Raw genomic sequence first — 4,837 nt, 5'->3', positions numbered from 1 at the left:
CCCCCGGACTCGTTCCGCCCTGGCCGCCCGCTCGACGCCCCCGCGGGCCCCGGCGGCGCGGGCCGGCCCGGCGCGGCGCCGACGGAGCGGACGGCCGCGGTCCCCCGTGGCGGCGCCGGTGCGGACCGGCCCGTCCCTCGGGAGACCGACGAGGGCACGACGGCGATCGATCGCGGCCGGGGCGCGGGCGGCGGCTCCGCGGTGCGCCTGGGCAAGGCGGGTGGCGGACGGGCCCCCGCCGACCCGGCCGCCCCGTGGCCGGGGACCGTCCGGCCCGAGCCCGGGGCCGACACCGACGCCGAGTCCGCCACGTTCCGCCCCGACGACCGCTGGCCCGGGCATGGCCAGACGGCGGCCTACGACCAGCAGTCCGCCTATGACCAGCCAGCCGCCTATGACCAGCAGGCCGCCTACGACCAGCCAGCCGCCCCCTATGGCCAGCCGTCCGCGTACGGGCAGCAGGCGCCCTACGGCGGGCAGCAGCAGGCCGCGTACGGCCAGCCACCCGCCGCCGGCCCGTCCGGTGAGCAGCCGCCGCCCGGCGCCGCCCAGGGCGGACGGCCCGGCGCCGCGGCGCCCGGCCGTCCGCCGCGCCGCCGCCGGCGCCGCGTGCTGGCGATCGTCCTCGTCGTCCTCGTCGTCCTGTTCGTCGTCGGGGACCGCATCGGCGTGGCCGTCGCCAAGGACCAGATGCGCAAGCAGGTGGTGGCGTCCATCGGTGAGAACCTCAAGCCGGGCGACCCGGTGCCGACGGTGACCGACGTCAGCATCGGCGGCTTCCCGTTCCTCACCCAGGTGCTGTTCGGCAAGTACAAGGACATCGGCGTCGGGATCGAGGGCATCGCCACCCCCGGCCCGAAGATCTCCTCGGTCAAGGCCCACCTCAAGGGCCTGCATGTGCCGTTCGGTGACGCCATCAGCGACAACGTGGGCGAGGTACCTGTCGACTCGGTGAAGGCCACCGTCGGCATCACCTACGCCGACCTCAACGCCTACCTTGCCAGGCAGCCGGGCAAGATGACGGTCACCCCGGTCGACGGCGGCAAGCGGGTCGAGGTCAGCGGCATCGCGGACATCCCCGGCTTCGGGGCCCAGCAGGTGGGCGGCGTCATCACCTTCGGGGTCACGAACAACATGCTGACGCTGGCGCCGTCCTCGATCAGGCTGAAGGGGGCGCTCAACTTCACCATCCCCCTTCCCGGCGGATCACTGCTGCCGTCGCTGCCGATCCCGGTGTCCGGCCTGCCGTTCAGCCTGCGCGTCGTGCAGGCGTCCACGAACGCGAACGGGCTGTCCCTCACCGCGACCGCCAAGGACGTCGTCCTCCCGCCGGCGTGACGTGCTCGCGGGCGATCGCGTCCCGGCTGGGCGGACGCGCCCGCGGCCCGTACGGCTCAGTGACGGGTGATCGCGGCCCGCTGCCGGGCGATCTCCCCGGGCGGGCATGATTCGTACCACATATCGCGCCGGGGTCCGGCCGTTCCCGGGCGGCGACGGGCCGTGCCGTCGTGGCCGGCGGGGGCGTCGCCGCGGGCCGCCGGCTCCGTCCGGGAGCGTCGGGTCGGGCGTCGACGTCCACCGTTCGCGACCGCGCCGGGGCGATGCCCAGGGCGCCTGTGCAGGCACTTCCCGGGTGGGAGGCAGGTGCTTCGGGGTTCCGTGGGCTGCTGGTGTGGATCGGTTGGGTGCGGACGGCTCCCTGACGCGCCGTGCCCCGTCACCCCTGCGGTCGGATCGGCGACAGATGCCACTGCCGGGGATCGTCGGCCGGCATTCTCATAGGGTGCCGCTCGGGAGGCGCGCGTCAGCATCGTCGCCGCCTCCGTGGCGCGGTCGCCGCACCGGGGGGGACGACCCGGCTCCAGCGGGCGGGCCCGTGCGGAGCAACCGGAACATCCAGATCACGAGGCGGCGGGAACTCGAAAGATGTCCACAGGTCGAACGCGGTGCAGGCGCGGGCGCAGATCGACTCGACGCCAACCATCCCCCGGGGTGGATCAAGGTCATCCCGCGACGCTACGATCGGACATCCGGCATGATCGGTCAACCCGCGTGACCGTTCGACGTCGCACCGCCGCCTGGCCCTGTGGCAGCGCACGACCTGGCGGTGGCGCACGATCCGGCGCCAACGCATCATCCGGTGACAAGGCTCGACCCAACGGCATCGCCAGACCTAACGGCATCGCTCGACCTGATGGCAACGGCAACGCTCGACTTGGTGACAAGGTGGAGTTCGGCGGGACATCCCGGCCAGCGTCCCGTCGCGAAGGGGGAAACACGTGCAGACGACCTTCCTGAGAGTCGTCACCGAGGCCGGTGCGGCCACCGTGCCGGCCGAGGCCCAGTTCATCATCGGCCGCGCCCGGACCGCCGACTACGTCATCGCCGACTCCCGGGTCTCCCGCCGTCACCTCCTCCTCGAGCAGACCGGCAGCGGCTGGGTCGTGCGCGACATCAGCTCCAACGGCACCTGGCTCGACGGGCAGCGGATGCCCGAGGCCGTCGCCGTCGACGGTGAGCTGCGCTTCCACCTCGGCACGCCGACGGGTCCCGAGGTCGTCGTCCACCCCGAGTTCCCGCAGGGCCGGGGCCCGGTCGACGAGCCGGCCTACGACCCCGGCTACGACATGCAGACGATGCTGCCCAACGCCGCCGGCTACACCCCGCCCCGCCCGACCGGCGGCCGCGGCGGCCGCCCCGCGCACCAGGGCCCGACGAGCCCGGCGCAGCGCGGCCGCGACTACGACGACTACGGCGACGACCGCGACCGGGGCCACGACGAGCGCTCCTCCGGCCTGACCAGCCTCGAACAGGAGCACGAGCGGCGCACCACCTACCGCCTGCGCCAGGGCACGATGTCGATCGGCCGCGCCCGCGACAACGACGTCGTCATCACCGACCTGCTCGCCTCCCGCCGGCACGCCGAGCTCTACATCGGCCGCTCCGGCGTCCAGATCGCCGACCTCGACTCCGCCAACGGCGTCTTCGTCAACGGTCGCCGGATCAACCGGACGAACCTGAACCAGGGCGACGTCATCGCGGTCGGTCACCACATCTTCCAGCTCGAGGGCGATCAGCTCGTCGAGTACATCGACTCCGGTGACGTCAGCTTCGAGGCCGACAACCTCAACGTCTTCGCCGGCCAGAAGCAGCTCATGCACGACATGACGTTCAAGCTGCCCGGCCGCGCGCTGCTCGGTGTCGTCGGCCCGTCCGGTGCCGGCAAGTCGACCCTGCTCAACGCGCTGACCGGCTTCCGCCCCGCGGACAAGGGCAACGTCCGCTACGCGGGCCGGGACCTCTACTCCGAGTACGACGAACTGCGCCGCCGCATCGGCTACGTGCCGCAGGAGGACCTGCTGCACACCTCGCTCACGGTCCGCAAGGCCCTCGAGTACGGTGCCCAGCTCCGCTTCCCGCCGGACGTCACCAAGGTCGAGCGCCGTAACCGGGTCGACGAGGTCCTCGCCGAGCTCGGCCTCACCCAGCACGCGAACACCCAGGTCTCGAGGCTCTCTGGTGGCCAGCGCAAGCGGACCTCGGTGGCCCTGGAGCTGCTGACCCGGCCGACCCTGCTGTACTTGGACGAGCCGACCTCCGGCCTCGACCCGGGCATGGACAAGAACGTCATGGAGTCGCTTCGTAAGCTCGCGAACGACGGCCGGACGGTCATCGTGGTCACCCACAGTGTCGCCCAGCTCGACCTGTGTGACTACATCCTCGTCCTCGCGCCCGGCGGCTACGTCGCCTACTTCGGCCCGCCGCAGGACGCGCTGTCCTTCTTCGGCAAGCGCGACTACCCCGACGTCTTCCTCAACCTCGAGGCGACGCCCGGCGCCGAGTCGGCCGCCCGCTTCCGCAACTCCCGCTACTTCGTCCCCGCGTCGATCACCGCGCCGTCGGCCCGCCCGGCGCCGGAGGAGCTGCCGTCGCTGCGGCAGCAGTCCGTCGCCTCGCAGCTCGTCACACTGAGTCGACGAACCATGGCCGTGGTCGCGTCGGACAAGTCCTACCTACGGCTCATCATCGCCTTCCCGTTCCTGCTCGGGCTGATCCCCAGAGCCATCGGCGGAAACTTCGAACTCACAGCCGACCAGGCCAAACAGTTCTCACCAAACTCCGACGGCCCCACGATCTTGTTGATCATGGTGCTCTGTGCCTGTTTCATGGGCATGGCGAACTCCGTCCGAGAGATCGTCAAGGAACGGGCGATCTATCGCCGAGAGAGAGCCATCGGCCTGTCCCGCACGGCGTACATCGGGTCGAAGGTGCTCGTTCTGACCTTCATCACCGTCGCGCAGGCGATCCCCTTCACCCTGATCGGCCTCGCCGGGCGAACGCCGAAGGACGCCCTCATCGGCCCGAACTCGCTGCTTCCGATGCTGCTCGCCGTCATCGTCGTCTCGCTGTCCTCCGCCATGCTCGGCCTGCTGATCTCGGCCATGGTCGACAACGCGGACAAGACGATGCCGCTGCTGGTCCTGCTCACCATGGGCCAGCTGATCTTCAGTGGCGGCATCGTGCCGGTCCACGGCACTGTCGGCCTCGAGCAGGTCGCCTACGTCGCGCCGGCCCGCTGGGGCTTCGCCTCCATGTCCTCGGTCGCCGACCTGAACCGCATCACGCTCGCCGGTGTCGTCCGCCCCGACGACCCGACGAAGAAGGTGAACCCGAAGGTCGTCGTCGACCCGACGTGGCAGCACACGGTCTCGACCTACGTCACCGACATCGCCGCCGGCGTCTTCGTCGGCCTCGTCTGCATCATCATCGCCTCCGTCCTCATCCGCGCGCGATCTCGCGTCACCGACATCGCCGCCGGCGTCTTCGTCGGCCTCGT

2 protein-coding genes are annotated in these 4,837 nt (G+C 71.5%); both read left to right on the top strand.

Annotation, left to right across the window (positions count from 1 at the left end):
* A partial coding sequence (locus C1A33_RS20295; protein ID WP_341477246.1) for an LmeA family phospholipid-binding protein occupies positions 1-1,338 on the top strand: 1,338 nt, incomplete at its 5' end.
* 941 nt (positions 1,339-2,279) lie between these two features.
* Positions 2,280-4,837, top strand: a 2,558-nt coding sequence (locus C1A33_RS20290) for an FHA domain-containing protein (protein WP_101833020.1), incomplete at its 3' end; no start/stop codon positions are given.

Origin of the sequence: Frankia canadensis, assembly GCF_900197875.1 — a bacterium.
Classification (GTDB): Bacteria; Actinomycetota; Actinomycetes; order Frankiales; family Frankiaceae; genus Frankia; species Frankia canadensis.
This window is presented reverse-complemented; position numbering and strand designations above follow the sequence as displayed.